This is a genomic window from Halostagnicola sp. A-GB9-2, from assembly GCF_030068615.1.
Taxonomy (GTDB): Archaea; Halobacteriota; Halobacteria; order Halobacteriales; family Natrialbaceae; genus Halostagnicola.
Window position 1 is genome coordinate 14259 of the sequence record NZ_JASJOC010000012.1, and the last position, 20041, is coordinate 34299.

Here is a 20041-nt window from a genome sequence, read left to right on the forward strand (position 1 = left end):
GGCGTGTATCAGAGCGCACTTGGATAATCGACAGCTGGGGCACCAAGCTCAGAGCCGTTGAACAGGAACCATTATGTCTGCCCCGTAGATAACAGACAAGCACGTGGTATCTCGGATTGCATTCGATCTGCGTCTGTGGCTGATTCTGGGGTTTGGAGCACTCGGTTCCGGGACGATCGTCGCTTACTCCCAACCAGCGACGGGATACGAACTATCGATCTATTCTGGCACACCAACGGTTTTCTGGATTAGCTGTATCACCGCTTTCACTGTCTCTGTCGTAATCGCCTTCACGTCCAGAGCGGGAGTGGTCCGGAAACTCGGACTCCTACTCGGAGGGGTCTCAATGACGGCCGTGGTGGCACTCCCGCTCGTACGCAGCTACTACTATCTCGGCGAGGCGGACGCACTTTCTCACCTCGGCGCAACTCGGGACATCGTTTGGGGGAATATTTCGATGCTTGAGATCAGATATCCCGTCATACATACACTCAGTGCGATTAGTAGCGATATCACTGGAATGGGAGTAACTGAATCATTGCTCCTGTTCGTCGTCGTCTTCGTCGTCACGTTCTTCGTTTTCATTCCACTGACGCTCAAGGAACTGACGTCGAACGAACGAATCGTACTCGTGGGAGCGTTTTCGGGACTTCTACTTCTACAACTCAATTTTCTTGGTACTAATATGCAACCCCATCCGGCGAGCCAGGCGGTAATGTTCGCAGCCGCGATTGTCTATCTCTTCGTCGGGTATTACCGGCGGTCGGACAGGCGATTTGTTATCATGATCCTTCTCGCGGCGGCGATGTTCGTGTTACTCCACCCTCAGCAGGCTGCAAACTTCGTCATCTTCTTTGGCACGATAGCGACCATACAACTACTACACACAATCGGCTGGCGTTACGTCGGGCTTCAACTAGGACCATTCGTCCTCCCGGTGGCGGTCATCTTCGGCCTACTGTTCTGGTTGTGGGCTATTAGACTTCCTGCGTTCGAGTCTTCGCTCGGTGCATTCATCACTTCGTTACTGGTTGACACAGGAACTGCGACCCAGGTCACCAGTCGGGGCGTTTCGCTGGGAGCGATCGGTGGAAGTCTGGAAGAGGTGTTTCTGAAGCTTTTCCTCGTTGCACTCCTCTATTGCATTCTCACTGGGGCGGTAGCGCTCGCCGTCACTGCCGATGTCGTCAGACTCCCGGGAACCGGTCGCTTTCGTGGAATTGTTACGTCAATTCCCCAGGATAGTCGAACCCTGTTACTATACTTCATCCCAGGCTTCGTTGCGGTTACCGGTCTCTTCATCGGTTACATCGTTGGCGATCTCACGTCTCAGTACTTCAGACACTTCGGGTTCATGATGGTGATCGTGACCATCATGGGTGCAACCGTCCTCGGGCGCGGGTCAATGATACTTGAACAACGATTCGGGCGAGCTCGAGGTCGGTCTTTCTCGGTCGTCGTCGTCCTCTCGTTGCTCTTGCTCTCTATGCTCGTCGTCTTCCCCTCACCGTACATCTACCAGACCACGGGCCACGTTCCAGAGTCACAGATGGATGGGTACGAACGCGCATTCGAATACGGGCACGCCGAAATCTCGTACGATCACGTCCGGTCATCTGCGAGCAGGTACGGAACCGCAATCAACGGGGGTGCCGAGCAGGACCGGCGTGACTATTACCGCGAGGGGGAGCGGCGAGGGGGCGTTCCAGACCACTTCAACGACCATCAATTACCCGAGTATTTCGACGAACCGGTCTATCTCGGAGTGACGGGTGCGGACCGGGAGCGCGATCCGGGTATCTACCGAGGACTGCGTTTCACTCACGATGACTTCGCGTACCTCGAAAACGAACCCCAGATCAACAAGGTACAGTCGAACGGTGGGTTCGACCTGTACCTGGTCCAGCCCGCTGACACGGCTGGATAAGCACTACTCGATGTATCCGAGTCCCTTCAGACGGTCTTCGACATCGTCGAACTCCTCCGAATAACTCACCACTTCGTTATCGGGTCGGTAGCTCTCCTCCTCGGGATCTTCAGTTGCTGGTTGCGACGTCTGCTCGAAGATATCGAGTACTTCGCCGTCGCGTTCCGCCGGGAGCGGGTCGAGGCGGCTCTGGAGTAGCGTCGGGACGACGTCAAACACGGTCGCGCCCTCGATGCGTTTCCCCCGTTCGACGTTTGGACCCGTGGCGAGGAAGACGCCTTCGCTGTGATGGCTCCCCGCCTTCTCACCCGAATCGGTGACGGGAGATTCCGAGAGACTCGTTTTCACCTCATATTCATCGTTGCCGACGACCACAAGGTCCGGCGCGTCGGGGTCAGTGGGATACACGTCCGCTCCGTCGTACACGGAAATGGGGGATGGTGAGCGGGAGTTAGCAAACTCGTTCAGCGAGACCTTCACCTCTTCCTTGACTGCGGTACGCTCGGACGAATCGACGAAGCCATTCTCGAATCGTTCGGAGTCGTTGACGTACACGCCGCCGTAGCCGTACGAGAAGGCCTTCGTATCGGCGAAATCGACGTCGAACAGCTTGTGTTCACCGGGGATCCTACTGGCGACGTTGTTGACGATCGGATCAGGGAGTGCTGCCAGCAGGCTTTTTTCCAACCGGGCTTTCTGGAGCATTCCACGCACCCGATCTTTCCTCAGACCGACGCGTTCGAGTGCGCTTCTGGATCCACTTGAGTCTTTTCGCGACATCAAGCCTGCCTCCTCCAGGATCGTGTTCACGTAAACGTACTTTGAAATCGGTCCGAAACCGTGGTCGGAAACGACGAACAGGTTCGCATGGTGCTCGTTCACGTACTCCAGAACCTCGCCGAGGATGGCGTCGAGTTCCCTGTAGTGGTTGAGGATGACTTCTTCGTCCCAGATGAGGTGTTGCAGGCGATCTGGTTCTGTGTACACGAAAAAGAACAGTTCCCACTCATCAGTTTCCATCAGGTGCCGCATCAACGACCGACGGGCGGCCAGGAGATCGGATAGATCCTCGAGGAACTCGTCCTCTCTGTCGTGGTAGTCCAGCCAGCTTAGACCGATCTCGTAATCCGGAATATCTTCTTCGATCTCGCCCGCCAGTTCGGTGGGGTGAGTGAACCCTTCGTCCCTCCCTGGAGTCATCATCCCCGTCACCATCTGTCCGTCGATTGATCGGGCTGGATACGTCATCGGAACGTTTGCGACGATGGAGGGTGAACAGAGATCCCATAGCGGCGGCTGCTCGACGTCGTTGCTCGTGTTGATCGTATTCTCGTGGTCTTTGGTTAGCTTTCGAAAGGAGTAAATTCCGTGTTTGTCGGGTCTGACTCCCGTAGCAATCGACGGCCACGCGAGCGCCGTCGTCGGCGGGACTGTACTCTCAAGCGGGCCAGCAGTTCCCGATTCGAAGAGGCGTTGAAAGTTCTCCAGCTCTCCGCTTTGAGCCCACCGAGAGAGTAAATCCCAGGGTACGCCATCGATGCCCAATACGAACGACCGATCTACTACCGAGTGCTCCATCAGGAGGTATACTCTATTCAGCGACCAAATTTATTATGGAATCCGGTATAGGAATGCTAACCGGCCAACACTCACGATTATTCCGGAAGAATGCGTTCGTAGAGTGTATTAAATTCATCTAATACGTTTTCCCGTTCGAAGTTGTTTAATTGTTCGTCGATGGTGGAGGCTCGTTCGTCGTAACTATTCACGAGGTCACGAATTGCGGTGGCGAGTGAGGATGGATTTCCAGCTTCGAAGGTAATCCCGGCATCACCGATGATGTAGTCGACGCTTCCGACGTCAGAACCGACGATGGGAGTTTTCGACGCCAATGCTTCTAGGAGGACTCGACCGAACGGCTCGTCCCACAACCCTGGGTACACGAAGATGTCGGCATTTTCGTAAACTTCCGGCAAATTCGGGTGTTCAATGTGTCCTTCCCAAACGATGTGTTGGTCGACACCCAGTTCTCTTGCCCGATGCTGTACTGTATCCAGATACGGACCGTTTCCGACGACGCGCAAACGTATGTTGGGAATTGAATTCACGATCTGGGACATCGCCTCGACAAGAATCTGAACTCCTTTTTGCTTTTTCACAGATCCGACGTACAACAATTCTATGCCCTTCTCTAATTCATTATTATTGAGTGGTGTGGCGAATCTTTCGTCGTAAAAATGTGGGATAACAGTTATCTTCTCGCTGTCGACTCCATGTGTTGAGAAATCGGTCTTAATGTGAGGGGACAGTGCATGATACTGATTGATTCGATCGAGGTTTCGTTTCATTCTCTTTACAACGTTGATTCTGTATATCCGTTTATAGGTGTCCTTGAGAAGTCGCATCGAGAATCCTCTCTCGGAAACCGTACTAGTCAAAGCACACTCCGTACACTTCACCGTAGAGGATCCAGCGCACTTCTTCTTCCCGTGCCACATAAGGTCGTTCTTTGGGCAAACGGGTCCGTATGCGTTGAGTGTCACTATCGAGGGGGTGGATAGTTCAGACAAACCTACTACTCCGTTCGTCCCGTATGAATGAACGAGATCGTGCTCTTCGAGATTAGGGATTTCAGATCGAATTGCTTGAATTACAGTTGACTTGGGTTCGGGATACTTCGGTATTCCGCACTCAATTTTGTAGTCCACTCTTTCCGTAGCTGGAAACTTCGAGTAGTCTACTTCGCTGGTCGAGAACACGTAAACGCTCAGATCGTGAAATTTTGACAGATGTTCGATCAGGAGTGAGGATGTCCGAACTGAGCCAGATCCTTCGTGACCAGGACGGTCAACTGGGATGAAGGCTACGTCAGCACACATTGATAGTCCGTTAGTCTAAATTGAAAAAAGGCTATCGGGTTCGAGTGTGTGCGGTTGATTACCCGAGAACCCATTGGAAGATCAAAGTGAGCCTCCTTGGCTTAACAGTCTAACAAGTGACCGCTTCAGTAACTGGCTGGCTATGTAGAATAGTGCTACGTCATCGGAGAAATCCAACCCTTCGATTGACTACCGCCTACGGTGGATATGAGCCATCAAAAACAAAAGATATCTATCTTGTCAGTAGAAGGTGCTCTATTGAATATGGACGACATCGTCGGAGCCTAGGCTGTGCTTGGTACCGAGGTGACATCGAAAAGAGGGCGTTATGGCAACCAATCTCCTTGACTTCGCTTGAAACTGTCGACGGCTGGCAAAACAAGCATTGGGATCGTTTACGGGGAACCCGTCTTGAGTGATTGGCGTAACCTTTGAACGCCCCAAGTCTGCAAACTGCGTTTCCTCATCCCGTCGATCCCGGTCTCGACGACGATGTATTCAAACGTTGCGCTGACTGCCGTGTTGAATTGGGGGACGGCGACAGGATAGCTCGCAAGACTTGTTGAGTTGAAGCTGAGAAAAATCGATATGGTAGAGGTCGATTTTCTCGACTTCATGAAGAACTGTAAGCGGCTAGCTAAACAAGCGTTGGGGCAGGCCGCGGGCGAGTCCGCCGAAGGAGGACTCGCCCGCTGGAAACACGTCGTCATTCACTGTTATCGCCTCGTCGACGACCACAGCTACCGGGAAACAGAGAATCGGTTGCGGTGTTTCGGCGACCTTCGTGAAATCCTCGAACTTCCGCTCAATGATGTTCCTGACTACAGCACCATCTACAAGTCGTTCGATCGGCTCGATATGACTGTCTGGCGAGCGTTACTCCGCGTTTCCGCGGAGAAACACCCGCAATCCGGCCATGTTGCCCTCGATAGTACGTTCTTCGAACGCGGATACGCCTCAAAGAACTACCTCCAACGATCGGATCGGGACATACAGAAGCTGAAGGTAACGACACTTACCGATACGGAATCGCTTGCTGTCTTGGATGTTCAGTGTTCGATTCACTGGAAGCACGATGTGAAGGCTGGCCCGCAGGTCGTCCGCGTTCCGGCGGACGACCTGCTGTCGGTCGCCGCCGACAAAGCGTTCCACAGCTGGATCAACAGGCTCGAATTCTACACGCTTGATGTCGATCCGCTCGTTCTCAGCCAGGGATCGACGCCGGAGATAGTCGGTCACAACGCTCTGGTCCGGGACGCCGGGTACTCGCAGCGCTGGATGGCTGAGACATCGTACTCGTCAGTCAAGCGCTCGCTCGGCTCCGCCGTGCGAGCGCACTTCTGGTATCGAGAGTTCCGCGAGATCGTTATAAAGTTCGCCGTCTCGAACATCGAACAACTCTGTGAACCACTCTGATCACCGCGCCCTATGGCAATTCAACACAGCACTCTGAGGTACTATTGGGGCAGTCGGGTTGTGAAGCAACAGTCTCAGACTCACAAGAAGTACACTCGTAGCAGTGGCGGTTGTACTGGGTTGTCTCGGGGGGTTGTAGATCAGGGATCTCTTCGACGAGTCGTGGGCTGACGCCCACTGACTCGTCAAGATCCTCACCACACTGCGGACAGCAATCGCAGGTAACCTCAACTTCCTCGTCTGGATCAGGTGCAGAGCGCCATTCGGCGTCATGTCCGGGCTTTCGACCAGGTGTACCACCGTCAGTACGAGCGTTCTCGTCATCGTCCTCGTCGGAGTGATTAGCACAACGGATGAATACGTAGCTAGCGTATTCACCGTGATGGCGGGAGCACGTCGGTTTGAGGTCGTTGAGCATCTCTCGAACGCGGAATTGAACGAGGCAATCGAAGAGGCCCAGAAGGTGGGCGAGACCCGTCTCGTCCGGCGACTCTGTTTCGTCAAGGATCTCTACGACGGAAAGACGCAACAGCAAGCGGGTGAGGCTGTTGGCGTCTCTCAACCAACGAGTAGCCGCTGGGCGCGCGCATGGAATGATGGCGGCGTAGAGGGGCTTCTCCCACGCTTCGACGGCGGTCGGCCGCCGAAGCTTACCCCTTCCAGTGGGCTCATATCTGTACCACTCTCAAGGACGGCCAGCCGTGGACACCACGCGAAATTCACCCGCTCATCGAGGATCGCTACGACGTCACCTACCATCCGACGCATCTCGCTCGGAAGCTTCGCGAGTCTGGAATGCACTACGCGAAGCCACGACCGATGGATCCTCGAAGTCCCACCGACGCTGAAGAGATTCTCGCCGAGCGCCTGATCGAGGCGCTCGGCAAGGAGAACCGAGACAGTTCGAAAGAGGGGGATGATCCAATCGTCTTTGGGTTCTTTCGATGAGGCGTGGCCACAACCATTCGAGAACTCTCAACGGATGTGGTCGTACGACTGCACCGTTCAGATAGAGAAAACGCTGGTGACAGTGCTGTGGCGGTCGATTGGCTTCTACGCGCTGACTGGGAACAGCGTGATCACGTACAAAGAGCGGCTGGTCAAGGAGACGATCGTCAAGGCACTCGAAGAGATCCGCGAGCAGAATCCGCGGGGCCGGATTCTTTTCGTAGCCGACAACTACGGCTCTCATCACGCCAAACTCACTCAACAACGGGCCGACGAACTCGGTATCGAGTTCGTCTTCATTCCGCCGTACTCGCCAACGTTGAACGCGATCGAACCGCTGTGGAAAGATCTCAAACGCGAAATTTCACCGACTATCTTCGAGGGCAAAGACCAGTTCCGTGAGTTCCTCACCGAGAGGTTTCTCCGGTTGAGTCAACGACTCAGCTTCGCTGTTGACTGGATTGAGACCTTCCTTCCCGATATTCAGGTGTTACAGTGATCACTCGCCCGAGGACGACGACTCATCAGTACTTGATTGTTCCTTGCTGGGGGGTGTGTGCGGTCCTTCGTGCCAGCGAAGCTTGGCCCTGAGCCGTTTGTTCTCCTTGCGTAGCTCCTGATTCTCCTGAGACAGCTCTTGCTGGTCTTCGCGTATTTCCAGTTTCTCTCGTTCGTGTTCTTCAACTCGATTCTCAAGTGCAGTAATACGTTCAAGCAACGTTTCTTCAGGCTTGTCAGAGGAAGTCATCGGACACGACCTCCGCCGAAATCAGACGACACGGGATGGTCTCCCAGGTGGATACCATCCTTCAGAGAGTCTCGTGTCGCCTGTTGCATTGATCTAGGAACCCAAACAGGTGCCGACTACGAGAGAATGTCGAAATCAGCTCGGGGTAAACACGTACTATGAATCAAAAGTATTAATTCGATTAGACTGCAGGTAGCAACCATGCCGAAGATCGGGATTCTCACTTATCACAATAATGAAAATAGAGGGGCTATTTTACAGGCGTATTGCCTGCAGCAAGCACTTTCTAGCGTCTATCCGGGGACAGTCGAAGTGATTGAGTATCGGACAAAGTCGAAGGAAAGAGGGCGAAGAATTTCGATTGTCCTAAAAAATCAGCTATCGAAGGTTCACAAACAATTTAGAGATCGGCGGATCGTAGAGGAGTACATCGAATCAGAACTCTCCACGAGTGACAATTCGATCGTTACCGACGATCACAACGCCGCAGTCGAGTGGCTAGAAGCCCAAGACTACGACGCTCTAGTCACTGGAAGTGACGAGATCTGGAAAGTGATACCCGAAAAACGGGGTCGGATCCTGTCCAAATTCTCAGGAAAACGTCCCTTCCCGAACGCCTACTTCCTTGATCCGCGACTCTCAGGGGTGAAAGCAGCGTACGCCGCGTCGGCAAATCGAACCGACATTGATCAGCTCTCGCCGAACGAGCGAGAGCAAATGAGCGAACTACTATCGAATTACGACCTGATCAGCGTCCGGGATTCACACACTGAGCAGGTTTTAGCCGAACTCGGGATACACGACGTAGTGCGCGTTCCGGATCCCACGCTCCTGTGCGCGGTTCCATCAACTGACCCGAAGCCAATCCTCGAAGCGAACGGCATCGATACGGACTCCCCCATCCTGGGGATTCACAGTCCGAACTACAAAGTCTTCGAGGACATCTGCGATCACTACCGTGATCGTGGCTTCCAGATTGTGACTCCCAAGACGTCACCGTTTGCCGACACGGAACTCAAGGGGGAGCTCCACCCATACGAGTACTATGCCCTGTACGACGAGTTCGACATGGTAGCCACGAATAGTCTCCACTCCACGATTTTCAGTATCAAGAGTGGGATACCCTTCACCACGATCGATGTCGGAACCCGTTACGTAAAGTTAGAGAGTAAGACATACTCCTTGCTCGAAGAGTTCGGTCTGCTAAATCGTCACATCGACGCGACGGACGGGCAGACGATGATCAGCCGCGAACAACTTGAGGAGCTCGAACGAAAACCCGACGAGACACATATCCAAACACGTATAACGGAACTGCAAGAACAAGGAATCGGATTCCTCGAACGGATCGGAGCTTCGCATGAAACGAATCACTGAATCGCTGGCCGACCACACCTGGCTCAAGATTGGCGGCAAAGCTGAGCTCGCGGTACCAGAGACGAAAGCGGAACTCGTCGACCTCCTCCAGGAGTGCCACGCGCACGATCGGCCGTATCGGATCCTCGGAAACGGATCGAATCTGCTCGTTTCCGACGAGGGTGTCGACCAGCTCGTTATCAAGACCACGGAGGCGTGTACAGACGTCGAGTTCGACGGGAACCGAGCTAATGTCGGTGCGTCGGTGATGGCTCCGCAGTTCGTCAACGCGTGTATCGAACAGGATCTAGGCGGATACGAATATCTATACTCCGTGCCGGGAACGATCGGCGGCGCGATCTACATGAACGCCGGCCGTGGGAAAAGCTACGGACTGACGATTGCTGACCACCTCGAGTCGGTCGAGATATTCGACGATGGGGAGGTCCGAGAACTTGACGTCGACGAGATCGAGTTCCGGCACAGGTACTCGAGTTTTCAGGACTACGACGACTGGGTCATATTGTCGGCAACGTTCGACCTCCCTTCCCAGCAAGCGGAAGAGGGCCGTGCAAAGGCACGAGAGCGGATGCAGAAAGTGAAAAGCCGAGAACGATCGAAACCCAACGCTGGGTCGGTGTTCAAATCCGGTGCGAAACTCCCGCTGCAGAAGGTGCCACCGGGTGGCCTGTCGGTTGGTGACGCACACTTCGTCTCGAAAAATCGGATCTGTCATACAGGGGGGGGAAACAAGCAAGGATATCGAACAGCTGATCTCGCGGGCAAAGTGGCTCAATCGACTCTACCCACCGTTCGAAACACCCGAAGTCGAGTGGGATATCTGGAAGTGACTTCACTTCTCTATTATGAATAGATGAGCAATCGTACGTTCTCGGGATTTCTCTCCGTGGTAACAGGGTCGTTTGGGGGGACACTACTAGGGCTGATAATTACCCCGCTTCTCGTGCGGATTCTTGGAAGCGGCAACTACGGTGATTACGCGTTTCTCCTCTCGATATTCGCTATTATCACGACCTTCGCTCACGCGGGAATCTCTGCCGGGATTCGAAAATACATCGCAGAAGACCGCGTAGAAACTAGTTGGAAGGACAATGTTTTCGGGTTTTATGCGCGTCTGGCTGTCGCATTAGCTCTGATTTTCGGTATTATGCTCGTTCTCTTTGCCCAATTTGGACGGGTCGAAGAGTGGCTGGGAGAAAGTTTCGAACTATACTTAATTCTACTTGCCGTACTCCTATTAGCAAATCAACTATTCTACGTCTCTCGATATACGTTGATAGGGCTGCATCTCGAACGGTACTCGGAGCCGCTCGTCGTGCTGAAAAAGCTACTGTACGGAATCTTCGGTCTCAGCCTCGCGTACATCGGGTTTGACGTCGCCGGTGTCCTCGTCGGTCAGGCGATCGCCTTTCTCTTTTGTGCAGTTATAGCAACGTGGTACCTCGGAAACCATATTGACCTCAAAGCGGCGTTCAGGGCCGCTCCATCGGACTTCTCCCGGCGGAATCTAGTGAGTTTTAATGTTTTCAACACCATATTCATTTTTCTGACTATATCGCTCTACAACGTCGACATCCTGTTACTGCAGCCGATGGTCGGGAGTCACGAGACGGGGATATACAAAGCCGCGTTGGTCATCGCGGAGTTTATCTGGGTCGTCCCCCTCGCGATCCAGACCGTCTTCATTCACTCGTCCTCGGAGCTCTGGTCGAACCAGAAGCACGAAGCGATCACCAGAATGGCGAGCAAATCGACTCGATACACGCTCCTGTTTACGCTACTCTTGGTCATTGGTGTCGCAGCTCTCTCCTCGGATTTTGTCCCGCTGTATTTCGGGTCGGAATTCGATGTCGCAGTGACACCACTTCTGTTACTGTTACCAGGCGTACTGGGCTTCGCTATTGCCAGGCCCATCTTCGCGATCGGACAGGGGAAAGGCGAACTCCGATTGCTAATCGTGGCTACGGGATCTGCAGCAGTCCTCAATCTGCTCTTGAACTTGCTTCTAATACCTAGATATGGCATGGCAGGGGCGGCAGTCGCGACGAGTATCGGATACGGATCGATGGTGGTGTTTCACGGACTCACCGCCCGTCAAATCGGCTACTACCCGTTCGCTGACCTTCGTCTCGGCCGGATTGTCGTGACGGCAGGGATCGCAGCACCAGTGATATTTAGTCTTTCATACTTCCTGACGAATTCGCTACTCTCGTTGTTGATCGTTCCTCCCGTCGGGTTCGCTGTCTACTCCGTACTCGCGTTACGAACTCGAGCAGTGGACCAAGACGAGATCCTACCGCTGCTAGAATTCGTCCCTTCACCATTCGAGGAGTGGTCGGTCGAACTCCTCCACCGGATCGGGTGACGAAGTCGTCGGAACAATACCTACACTTTCGTTGTCGAAAACGTGTCACAAACAGGCCAGTCCAGTCAGTAAACGATAATCCGAATTTTACAGTTGGAGGCCGCTTCAGTCGATTCGGGGCCCTCGCCTGTCTGTAACCGCCGCTCCGCCTCAACCCGATCCTCGAGATATCCCACGTATATCTGCCAGCTGTCCGTCGGTATCGTATCGGTCCTTGAGGTCAATCCAACCACCAACATCGGCGAACAGGTAAAACCCTCGAGGATCGCCGCTAACATCGCGCCGGTTTTCCTCGCAGTCGAACACGCCGAGGACACGGCTGAGTACGTCCTCACAATGTACCCGACGCCGAGGTCGCCAGGAGATCCGTCTCCTCGAAACGATCGGACCCGACACGTCTGGAAGCGCGGACGCACACCTTAAGGTACAAGACGCAATCGTCCGCAACGCCTGGGATGCGACGTACATGTATGCGGTCTCGATTGTCGCGATGCTCAGGTAATCATCGGGTGGTCTCTCCTTCACGTACTTGAGCGTACATCCTCATGACGGCGCTCTCATGGCACTACAAGTAGCCCTCTACGTTACCGCCGCGATTGAGGTCATGGCTGACTTCAGCCGGTTTGGCTTCCTCGTCCCGACAGAAACCATCGAGCTACGTTCACTGTTGACTAAGGTGCGTTCCACATTCTCGGCGGGACGACCCTCGTGGTAGCGATCGGCGCGTTGCTCACCTGAGGTATCGACGAAAAGTCGCCGTGATGCTCTCGCGCTCGGAGCGCTCTCCACCACGCACTCGATCTCTTGTTGATCAACTCCTGGCTGCTCCTACAGCGTTTTCTGGCCGTTCACGCAATACCAGCCACCGAAACCGGACCTCTATCGCAACAGCAATCGCTGGCCTGTGCTGGTCTCCGGTCTGGTCACCGCGATTGTATGGTCTGCTGACCTCGGGTATTCGAGGATCCCATGAAAGAGCGATCACCAAGCCTTGAGCGACTCTCACCCCTCGATTGGCATCGCTACGACTGGGACACCGTGGCCGAACAGGCGGGGCAGGGTTGCTTCAGCTCTCGGAGAGCGTTGGTAAGAACGGTCTATATGAAACCTTGTAAGGTTGCGACAGAGGATGGCCTAGCGTCCCAGCGCAGGAGTCCCCTCTTGGCGCACGTAACTTGTTTGTAGTACTCTATATCAATCTTTATACGATCGCTCTGGTGGAAGGGAACAGGTCACCTCCTACAGAACCATACTCTGCTATATTTGATTTATTCGACCTACTGATTTAGCCCACTTATGCGTCGCACCTATAGGTTCTTAGATCTACCTGGCAACACAGTCACGCAGGGCAAATCCTATATTTGATTCTATTTGAGATTGATGGCGACATAATCTCTTACACGTGTACTAACGTAAAGGAATCAAATGTGCTATTTGGGGGAGAGTACAGAGAGTGGTTGAATTTTGTACCGGATCGCACAACTGATAGAACTTCGTTCTCTCAAATCCATCAGAATATGAACTATTCTATCTTTGGTGGAGGTGATGATTTTATGCTGACTAAATATCTGTCAAAATTCTCGGGAGGTAGAAATGAGTATAAATTACAATACTATGTTCCAAAGAGCTAATCCCCGGCTCAGAGTATTCGGATAGCGAGGTATTGATCTAGTACCATATTACTGCCTCTATTAACCGATAAACGCTATTTCGAAGAGTTCGCCGATGGCTATAGATATCTAACTGACCTCTTTATTAGGAGTAAGCGGTCACTCGACCACGTGGACAGAACCGTATCAAAATATAGGTCTACATGCTCCAAATACGCGTTAATTACTTTATAGCTTGTGGGGTGGTAGCCCGATGAACGTCAAGAGAGTATTGTATAGATTCGCCATTTTTATGACATATGATCATTAGGTAATTCGCCCAATAGACATTCTGACAAAAGTGTGTATTTTTCGAGTATTTGTCCAAACAATCCAGAGCAGAAGATTGGTCACCAGACAGTAACTGAGTTTGTGACACCCCTTGCACCCGAGTGATTTTGTCGATATCACCCTAGCCACCGAATGAAAATTGGATCTCCAGTCCATACTATGGGAACTATCCATTGGAGATTTTAGTCACACTTGAGAACCCACACTCCTCGCAACGAGTGAAATTGGATCATGTCTATCCCTAAAATTCCCAGTAGATCATAGCTATCCTATCCTCACAACAAAGAGTGGTAGTTACTATCATCTCGGAAAATTCATTTACTGACATACAGTCATCTATACGAGTAATATATACAACTGAAATCGCCATTAAACGTTCAAATACAGACGATCTGTCTACCATCTCGTCTTTTTATATGTAACGCTCTCCTGTAGGAAATTGTTGATACAGTTCTACACGGTAGCGTTAGAACAGAGACTATTGGTCTAACGACTAAGCGACCGGATTCTATTCCCGGTTAGTCTAGCATAGAATCGCCAGATAGCTCCACATCAACAATGTGCTACGCAAGAGCACTGGCTCTTCTCTCCGGTGATTAAATATCGGAGCGACAAATTATTTCTCCTTAGTCTCATCAAGGTCACTTGCATTAAGATCTTCATTCAGATATGCAAGTCCATTATTGGTGATTCTATAGTAACCACGTTTTTCATCGGTCTTTTTGAGGAGCCCAGCATCTGCGAGTATGTTCATTCGCCGAGAGATCGTATTTTGGCTCCGATCTAAGACACCAAGTTCTTCAACGAGATTGTACCAAACTGTTGTCGGCGGCAATGCGATTCGATGATCCCTTTCGGTAGTTAATTCTTGAAAATACTCTAATATTGCGTCATCAGCTTCGTTCATCCACGACACACGGGCGCGCATACCCTGTACGTTGGTCGTTTACTCATTAACTGCACCGAATTGGATACTGAATGGGTCATATGGTCCATTAGTGGACTATACACATAAATACTTAAGTTGGTGGAGCATATACCTCATGGTACGGAAGCTACACGCGGATTTGCATCTTACAGGTTTCGAAAACAGCGGACCGGTGCTAGGATCACCGAGTCCGCGAGTAGCTACCGTAACTCGGCTACGGAAGCCATGTACGAAAACAACACACGAGACCTTGAAGGTCTCGATCGATCAGACGCATCACTCGAGAACAAACCACAGTGGACAACCTGCTCCGCGTTCGAACGCGACCTCCTAATCGCGATCGCGGCCCTCGAGAACACCAACAACCCTCCAGCCACAGACGCCATCACCGACTTCCTCACGGACTGGTACACCACCATCAACCACGCCGACCTCTACCAAGCCCTCGAGGAACTCAAAACCAAGTCCCTGCTCACCCAGAACGGCCGCCGCCCAGCAACATACAGGCTCACCACCGATGGCCACCACCTGCTGGAAGCGTACATAGCCGACCTCACAACGATCTGTAACCCCAATCAGATCACCATCACCCTCGAGCGCCCAATCACCCCCGGCGACCTCGAACAGGCCTACTGCAAACTCCAACAGGAGGCCTACCGATGACCGACCCCATCACCCTCCAGTGGACACCAACCACAAACCTCCCACGAAAAGTCACCTTCGAACCGACCGACAACGGCTACCGCCGAACAGAACACGAGTGGAACGGCACTACCTGGCGCCATTGCGGAAACGAACACGTCACCACCTGCACTCTCACTCCAACAGACCCGCCAACCCTCGAGGAACTCCTCTCCACCATCTACGACACCTGGACTGGGCCGGATCCCCAGGTCCTCGTCTTCGACTCGCCCCCATCCACCACCGACCATAACGTCATCGCGGCCGTCGACGGCGAGTTCCGCCATCGAAACACCACAACCGACGAGTACCACGCCGTCACGAGCGACGCAATCACCCACCACGCGCAACACCACGGCCTTCCCACGGTCCGCCCACTCTCGACAACCCCCTACGACCGAACCCACTTCACCACGAGCTCACTGCTCGATTCCTAACCAATGACCAACGACGAACCCGACTACGAGACCTACGAACGTACACTCGAGGGGATCGATACGCTCGCGTACAACCTCCTCGAGGAAGCCAAAACCGACGACAGCCTCGAACCCGCCCATCAACAGCGCATGATTCACCAGCTTCGACAAAGCCGCACAGCAATCGACCCACTCCTGCTCTGGGTAGACAGGATGACCGAAGAGACCAATGAGTGACTACCAAGCCCGCCAACTCGCCCTCAATCTCCAGACGATCCCACCGGAGGCCCGCCTCGAGATTACCTGGACCGACGACAACACCGAGACAACCCAGACCGGCGTCGTCACCGATCACGATCCCGAAACCGCCTATCGGAAACTCGAGACCGACGACCGAACACTTGAGCTCGTCCCGGCAGGCGACCAAAGCCAAATCACCGTCACGGAACCAACCGCGACGACGACCCACACCCTCGGCGAACTCACAGCTGTCGATATCGAAGCGGTGCCTCTCTTTGAGGCCCCACTGACCGACGAAGGCTTCGAGGTCCCCGAGCCACTACTCGACCTCACCGGCTACGTCACGGTTGACCTCCCCACGCGGAACCACGTCATCAACCTCGCAGATCACGGCCTCCAACAAACAGATTACCGCCTGATCGGCAACATCGGCACGGATCCCGATCCTGACCTACTTCCGGACGAACCAACAGCCATCCGCCCGGACACCGGGCCCCACTACCATATCAAGGTTATCGACGAACGCACCAATCCGGGGAACCACGAGTACGAACCCAAGGCCGACGACCAGGAACTGTTGACCCTCCGCCGAACTGTCCGCTCGCTCAAACGGGCCACGCCTACCACCCTCCCAGATGCCATCGAAGGCAACGTCCACGCCCGGTTCGAACGGACCGCCCTTGGGCTGCGGGCGGCCCACCGGGCGCTTTGTACGACGGGAACGCCGCCGAGCCCAGATACTGACCCTGCCGAGGACCCCAACTACTCCAAGGCTGTCGTCGACCTCGAGACAGAACTCGAAGCCTGCATGCAAACCCTTCGAGCGACCCTCGACCCCGACGACTGGCAGCCAGTCGAAGACCCCCTCACCGAGGCCAGATTCGAACTCAGGAACCTCCAGCAGCTACTGGTCGATGTCGACACCGACGACAGGAACACAGCCACCACAACTACCAACAGCAATCTCCCCGACATGCCCCAGTGGATTATCGAGCCAAATGCACCCGCGCCCGTCCAGCGAGGTAACCACGATGAGGAGTGACGCCTCCACAGTCGCCTCCACGCCCAGCCCCACGGAGGGACGCCGATGAGCGACGACTTCCAGCACTACCTCACGGCCCTCGAGAAGATCGACACCAGGATCCACCACCTGCTCGAGGAACTTGCCGATGACGACGACCTCGACACCACCCTTCAGGCGGACACGACCGAACACCTTCGACAGGCCCGATCACAAATCGATCCGGCCCTGCTTGCCTTCCGCCACCACGAAGACGCCACACCCTCCACTGACGCGATCACCCTCCAGTGGACCCCCTCCGGCAAGCCGCCACGACGACTCCGCCTCGAACCCAACCGTGACAACGAGGGCTACGAGCGTCGCCTCCTCGAGTGGGACGGCCTGGGCTGGCGGCCACGCACCCGCGAGGACGTCGACGATGTTGCACTCTGTGCCCCGGCCGAAACAGACCAGCCAACCGACCCACCGCGACTCGAGACACTCCGCGACCACCTCCGAGAGACGTGGCACCAGCAGGACCCACAGACACTCGTCTTCGAACCCACGACCAGAACCGAACTGGGCGTCGTCGTCGATGTCGAGGACGACCTCCGATACAGCGAACGCGACGATGACCAGTGGTACCCGATCACTGACGAGGGTCTCAGGAACTACCTCGAGCAGCGAGGCCAGCCCACACTCACACCCCTCTCGGAGACCCCGCTCAGCCGAGCACATTTCACGGGGAACCCACCCCACGACTGCGGGCCACATTCAGACCCAGATGAAGAGTCACCATGATCTCCACGTCATTCACGCTCGTACAGACCACCGACCACCGACCACCTATCCACCCACAACAAAACCATGCCAACTGACAACACCCCAATCCCGAACGAATACTACGAACAGCTGCTGCCACTCCTCGAAACAATCGACGCGGTACGTAGATCGATCACTGACGATCTCCCGGCCAACACCGAAGCGAATGGGAAAGCCCGTCGCCTCTTGCATGAGAGTCACCAATCCCTTCGGGAAGCCAAACAGATCCTTCCGGAGCCGGATCCGGGAGCCGAAATCGTCCACAATACTACACCCGACGAGTTCGATGACTACGAGGACGCCTTGACACAGATCGAACATCGCCTCGAGCGCCTCCTCCAGTACACACACCAAGAACACCCCGATGAGTACCGCTACAGCGAGTCGCCAAAACTCAAGTTCGATATCGCCCGCATGTGTCTCGCCGCATTGCGGGACCTGCTGCCAGCGGTCGGGGACGAAAGCAAACACCTCCCAGACAGGACCAACGCACGCACCACGACCGGCTACAACCACGTCGACGGGCGCAAACAGGGCGATGGCCGCTGGCTCGAATATCAGCTGTCCCGGTCGCTCAAACGCTGGGGATATGATGTCGAGACCCGCCAGACGGTCTTCAGCCTCGAAGTCGACGTCGTCGCGAAACGCGAGGACAAACAACACGAGCCCGACGACTGGATCGTCGCCCAGTGTAAAGACTGGCAGAGCCGAACCATTACCCCTGGGACGATCTTCCGGCTTTGTCTCGTGGCCTTTGCCTGCCGGGCGATGCCAGTGCTGTGTCATACGACCGAACTCACGAGGCGGGCCGAAGAACTCGCTCGCCAGTTCGAGGTGCGAGTGATCGAACTCGAAGCCCTCGAACGAGCCGAGATGCCCGCACTGAAGGTGACGAAACCGACCGGCGACCTCCATGATTGGGACGTCGAGCACCGAGTGCGTGAGAACCGTGGCAGCCTACCGGACCACTTTGAGCATGAGCCAGGCAAACGCTTCAGCTACGTCCCCGGCTTCGAGCCCGTCGGAACCCAAAGCGAGTACGAACCAATCGACGACTCGCTTCCAGACGATTCACATCCCGCCTTCGGACACTGATCCCACGGCTTCCGGTAGCTTCTCGGGCCCACAGTAGCCGGTAGCCGTCTTCAGACGGCTCGTTTGTCCGTCTCAGCAGCGATTGCTCACCAACCACGATATCGCCGAGTACACTCCACGATGTCTTCACCCAGAGAGCCGACGCCAACAGCCGAACAGCTCAAAGACCAGTTCAACGACCGCTTCGACGCCCTTGAAGCCCGGATCGACGACCTCGAGCGGACACTCGAGGCGAAAGACGACCGTATCGATGCCCTCGAGAGCCACCTCGAGCACAAGGGAGACCGTATCGACGACCTCGAGGGTCAACTCGAAGGGCAAGCCGAATGCCTCGAGGAAACCGAGCAAGCGTGTGATCGCCTCGAGAAGTTAGCCGACGCCGCGATGAACAAAGCCACCATGAACAAAGAGCGGGTGACCGAACTCCAGTCCCGCGAACTCGAGAAGGGTGCACACCTGCGTGAGGACGCCGTCGATAAGCATGCCGTCGACGTACCTGATGGCCGGCTCGAGCGTCTGACCAAGGACGACGGCCGGCAGTACTTCCGGCTGCCCGAGAGTTCGGATCCACTTGGTCGTAGCGAGGTCTCGCTTGCCTACGGTGACCTGCTTCCGATTCAGCAACTGGCCCGGATGGACGAGGAGATGCGTCGCTCGGCAACGAGTGCATTGCCGACGCGGCTGGCAGCGAAGCTCTGGCAGGCCCGCAGCGACGACAGCGTCGGCGACAACCCCTGGGAGAACGGCTGTCGGGAGATCGATGAGTACGTCAAGGCGAGCGATCTTAAACATTGGATCCGACGCCAAGAACAGGGTATCAGCGAGAGTTATGCAAAGAAATTGGTCTCGCGGGTGATCGACGCGCTGTTGGATCTTGCGAAGAACCGGGTTGCAGTGAGGAAGCGCACAGAACGAAAGAACGGCCTCGAGTACACTGAACGGCGGTTAGTACTGCCTACTGACGCAGCAATTCCTGGTGAGACGGGAGGGGAAGCGTAACGGCCGGTGACAGCTGGTGTCCTCGGATGACCGGGGACAGTGGGTGAGAGAACGCCTCGAGAGGGGTTCAGTAATTCTCTAGGAAGCCTCACTCACGGGACGAATGCGGGTATACGAGGGTTGGGTACCGGTTGGTGTGTCCCTCGAGTGGTCGTCGGTGGTCATACTGACGGACAAGGATCGAAGGTGGTTCTGAAGACAACATCTGTCCCCGGATACTGTGCTTTGCAAGTAACGAAGACGAAGGCTGGACTGAGGCC

General features: G+C 54.7%; 17 protein-coding genes and 2 pseudogenes. 14 read left to right on the forward strand and 5 right to left on the reverse strand.

The genetic code is table 11. The features are described from left to right. The first annotated feature begins 346 nt into the window (after positions 1–346). Positions 347–1927 carry a hypothetical protein gene (locus QNM96_RS19325; RefSeq protein ID WP_283838430.1) on the forward strand — a complete coding sequence of 527 codons (1581 nt, stop codon included), beginning with the start codon at positions 347–349 and terminating at the stop codon, positions 1925–1927. A 3-nt stretch (positions 1928–1930) separates the two neighbouring features. Here the strand turns inward: QNM96_RS19325 and QNM96_RS19330 are convergent, their stop codons facing one another. Both QNM96_RS19330 and QNM96_RS19335 read right to left on the reverse strand, forming a co-directional pair. Continuing rightward, positions 1931–3505, reverse strand: coding sequence for an alkaline phosphatase family protein (locus tag QNM96_RS19330; protein WP_283838431.1), 1575 nt, complete (start codon positions 3503–3505; stop codon positions 1931–1933). Between the two features lie 77 nt (positions 3506–3582). After that, positions 3583–4806 (reverse strand): glycosyltransferase family 4 protein, encoded by a 1224-nt coding sequence (locus tag QNM96_RS19335; RefSeq protein ID WP_283838434.1) that lies wholly within the window; start codon positions 4804–4806, stop codon positions 3583–3585. Positions 4807–5394: 588 nt separating this feature from the next. On the opposite strand from QNM96_RS19335, the gene QNM96_RS19340 reads away from it, so the two are divergent. After that, complete coding sequence (locus QNM96_RS19340) at positions 5395–6222, forward strand: transposase (protein ID WP_283838435.1); 828 nt, start codon at positions 5395–5397, stop codon at positions 6220–6222. 43 nt (positions 6223–6265) lie between these two features. Here QNM96_RS19340 and QNM96_RS19345 read toward each other — a convergent pair. Next, positions 6266–6559: pseudogene (locus tag QNM96_RS19345) on the reverse strand (IS66 family transposase); the annotation flags it as partial. Positions 6560–7041: 482 nt separating this feature from the next. On the opposite strand from QNM96_RS19345, the gene QNM96_RS19350 reads away from it, so the two are divergent. Next, positions 7042–7170, forward strand: coding sequence for a hypothetical protein (locus QNM96_RS19350; protein WP_283838436.1), 129 nt, complete (start codon positions 7042–7044; stop codon positions 7168–7170). Between the two features lie 34 nt (positions 7171–7204). After that, complete coding sequence (locus tag QNM96_RS19355; RefSeq protein ID WP_283838437.1) at positions 7205–7669, forward strand: IS630 family transposase; 465 nt, start codon at positions 7205–7207, stop codon at positions 7667–7669. A 9-nt stretch (positions 7670–7678) separates the two neighbouring features. Here the strand turns inward: QNM96_RS19355 and QNM96_RS19360 are convergent. After that, a pseudogene (locus QNM96_RS19360) lies at positions 7679–7918 on the reverse strand (IS66 family transposase); the annotation flags it as partial. A gap of 201 nt (positions 7919–8119) precedes the next feature. Here QNM96_RS19360 and QNM96_RS19365 point away from each other — a divergent pair. From QNM96_RS19365 to QNM96_RS19375, 3 genes are read left to right on the forward strand one after another with little or no spacing between them, the layout of a single operon-like run. After that, positions 8120–9295 carry a polysaccharide pyruvyl transferase family protein gene (locus QNM96_RS19365; RefSeq protein ID WP_283838438.1) on the forward strand — a complete coding sequence of 392 codons (1176 nt, stop codon included), beginning with the start codon at positions 8120–8122 and terminating at the stop codon, positions 9293–9295. Continuing rightward, positions 9279–10148, forward strand: a complete 870-nt coding sequence (locus QNM96_RS19370; RefSeq protein ID WP_283838439.1) for an FAD-binding protein — start codon at positions 9279–9281, stop codon at positions 10146–10148. The genes QNM96_RS19365 and QNM96_RS19370 overlap by 17 nt, the downstream gene beginning before the upstream one ends. Next, a complete protein-coding gene (locus QNM96_RS19375; RefSeq protein WP_283838440.1) occupies positions 10149–11660 on the forward strand; it encodes a polysaccharide biosynthesis C-terminal domain-containing protein in 1512 nt (503 codons plus the stop codon). Positions 11661–14216: 2556 nt separating this feature from the next. Here the strand turns inward: QNM96_RS19375 and QNM96_RS19380 are convergent. Then, entirely contained in the window at positions 14217–14507 is a 291-nt protein-coding gene (locus tag QNM96_RS19380; RefSeq protein WP_283838441.1) for a transcriptional regulator, read from the reverse strand. Between the two features lie 246 nt (positions 14508–14753). Here QNM96_RS19380 and QNM96_RS19385 point away from each other — a divergent pair, with 246 nt between their 5' ends. The 7 genes from QNM96_RS19385 (at position 14754) to QNM96_RS19415 (ending at position 19781) form a co-directional block, all read left to right on the forward strand. Continuing rightward, positions 14754–15191, forward strand: a complete 438-nt coding sequence (locus QNM96_RS19385; protein WP_283838442.1) for a hypothetical protein — start codon at positions 14754–14756, stop codon at positions 15189–15191. Beyond that, a complete protein-coding gene (locus QNM96_RS19390; RefSeq protein ID WP_283838443.1) occupies positions 15188–15646 on the forward strand; it encodes a hypothetical protein in 459 nt (152 codons plus the stop codon). Before QNM96_RS19385 ends, QNM96_RS19390 begins: the two co-directional genes overlap by 4 nt. Before the next feature lie 3 nt (positions 15647–15649). Beyond that, on the forward strand, positions 15650–15862 hold the full coding sequence (locus QNM96_RS19395) for a hypothetical protein (RefSeq protein WP_283838444.1): 213 nt from the start codon (positions 15650–15652) through the stop codon (positions 15860–15862). Further along, positions 15855–16907 carry a hypothetical protein gene (locus tag QNM96_RS19400; RefSeq protein WP_283838445.1) on the forward strand — a complete coding sequence of 351 codons (1053 nt, stop codon included), beginning with the start codon at positions 15855–15857 and terminating at the stop codon, positions 16905–16907. The genes QNM96_RS19395 and QNM96_RS19400 overlap by 8 nt, the downstream gene beginning before the upstream one ends. 45 nt (positions 16908–16952) lie before the next feature. Beyond that, on the forward strand, positions 16953–17666 hold the full coding sequence (locus QNM96_RS19405; RefSeq protein WP_283838447.1) for a hypothetical protein: 714 nt from the start codon (positions 16953–16955) through the stop codon (positions 17664–17666). Positions 17667–17732: 66 nt separating this feature from the next. Then, complete coding sequence (locus QNM96_RS19410; RefSeq protein WP_283838448.1) at positions 17733–18782, forward strand: restriction endonuclease; 1050 nt, start codon at positions 17733–17735, stop codon at positions 18780–18782. A 120-nt stretch (positions 18783–18902) separates the two neighbouring features. Beyond that, the gene (locus QNM96_RS19415; RefSeq protein ID WP_283838449.1) at positions 18903–19781 is read left to right on the forward strand and encodes a hypothetical protein; all 879 of its coding nucleotides are present in this window, start codon (positions 18903–18905) and stop codon (positions 19779–19781) included. Positions 19782–20041: the final 260 nt, after the last annotated feature.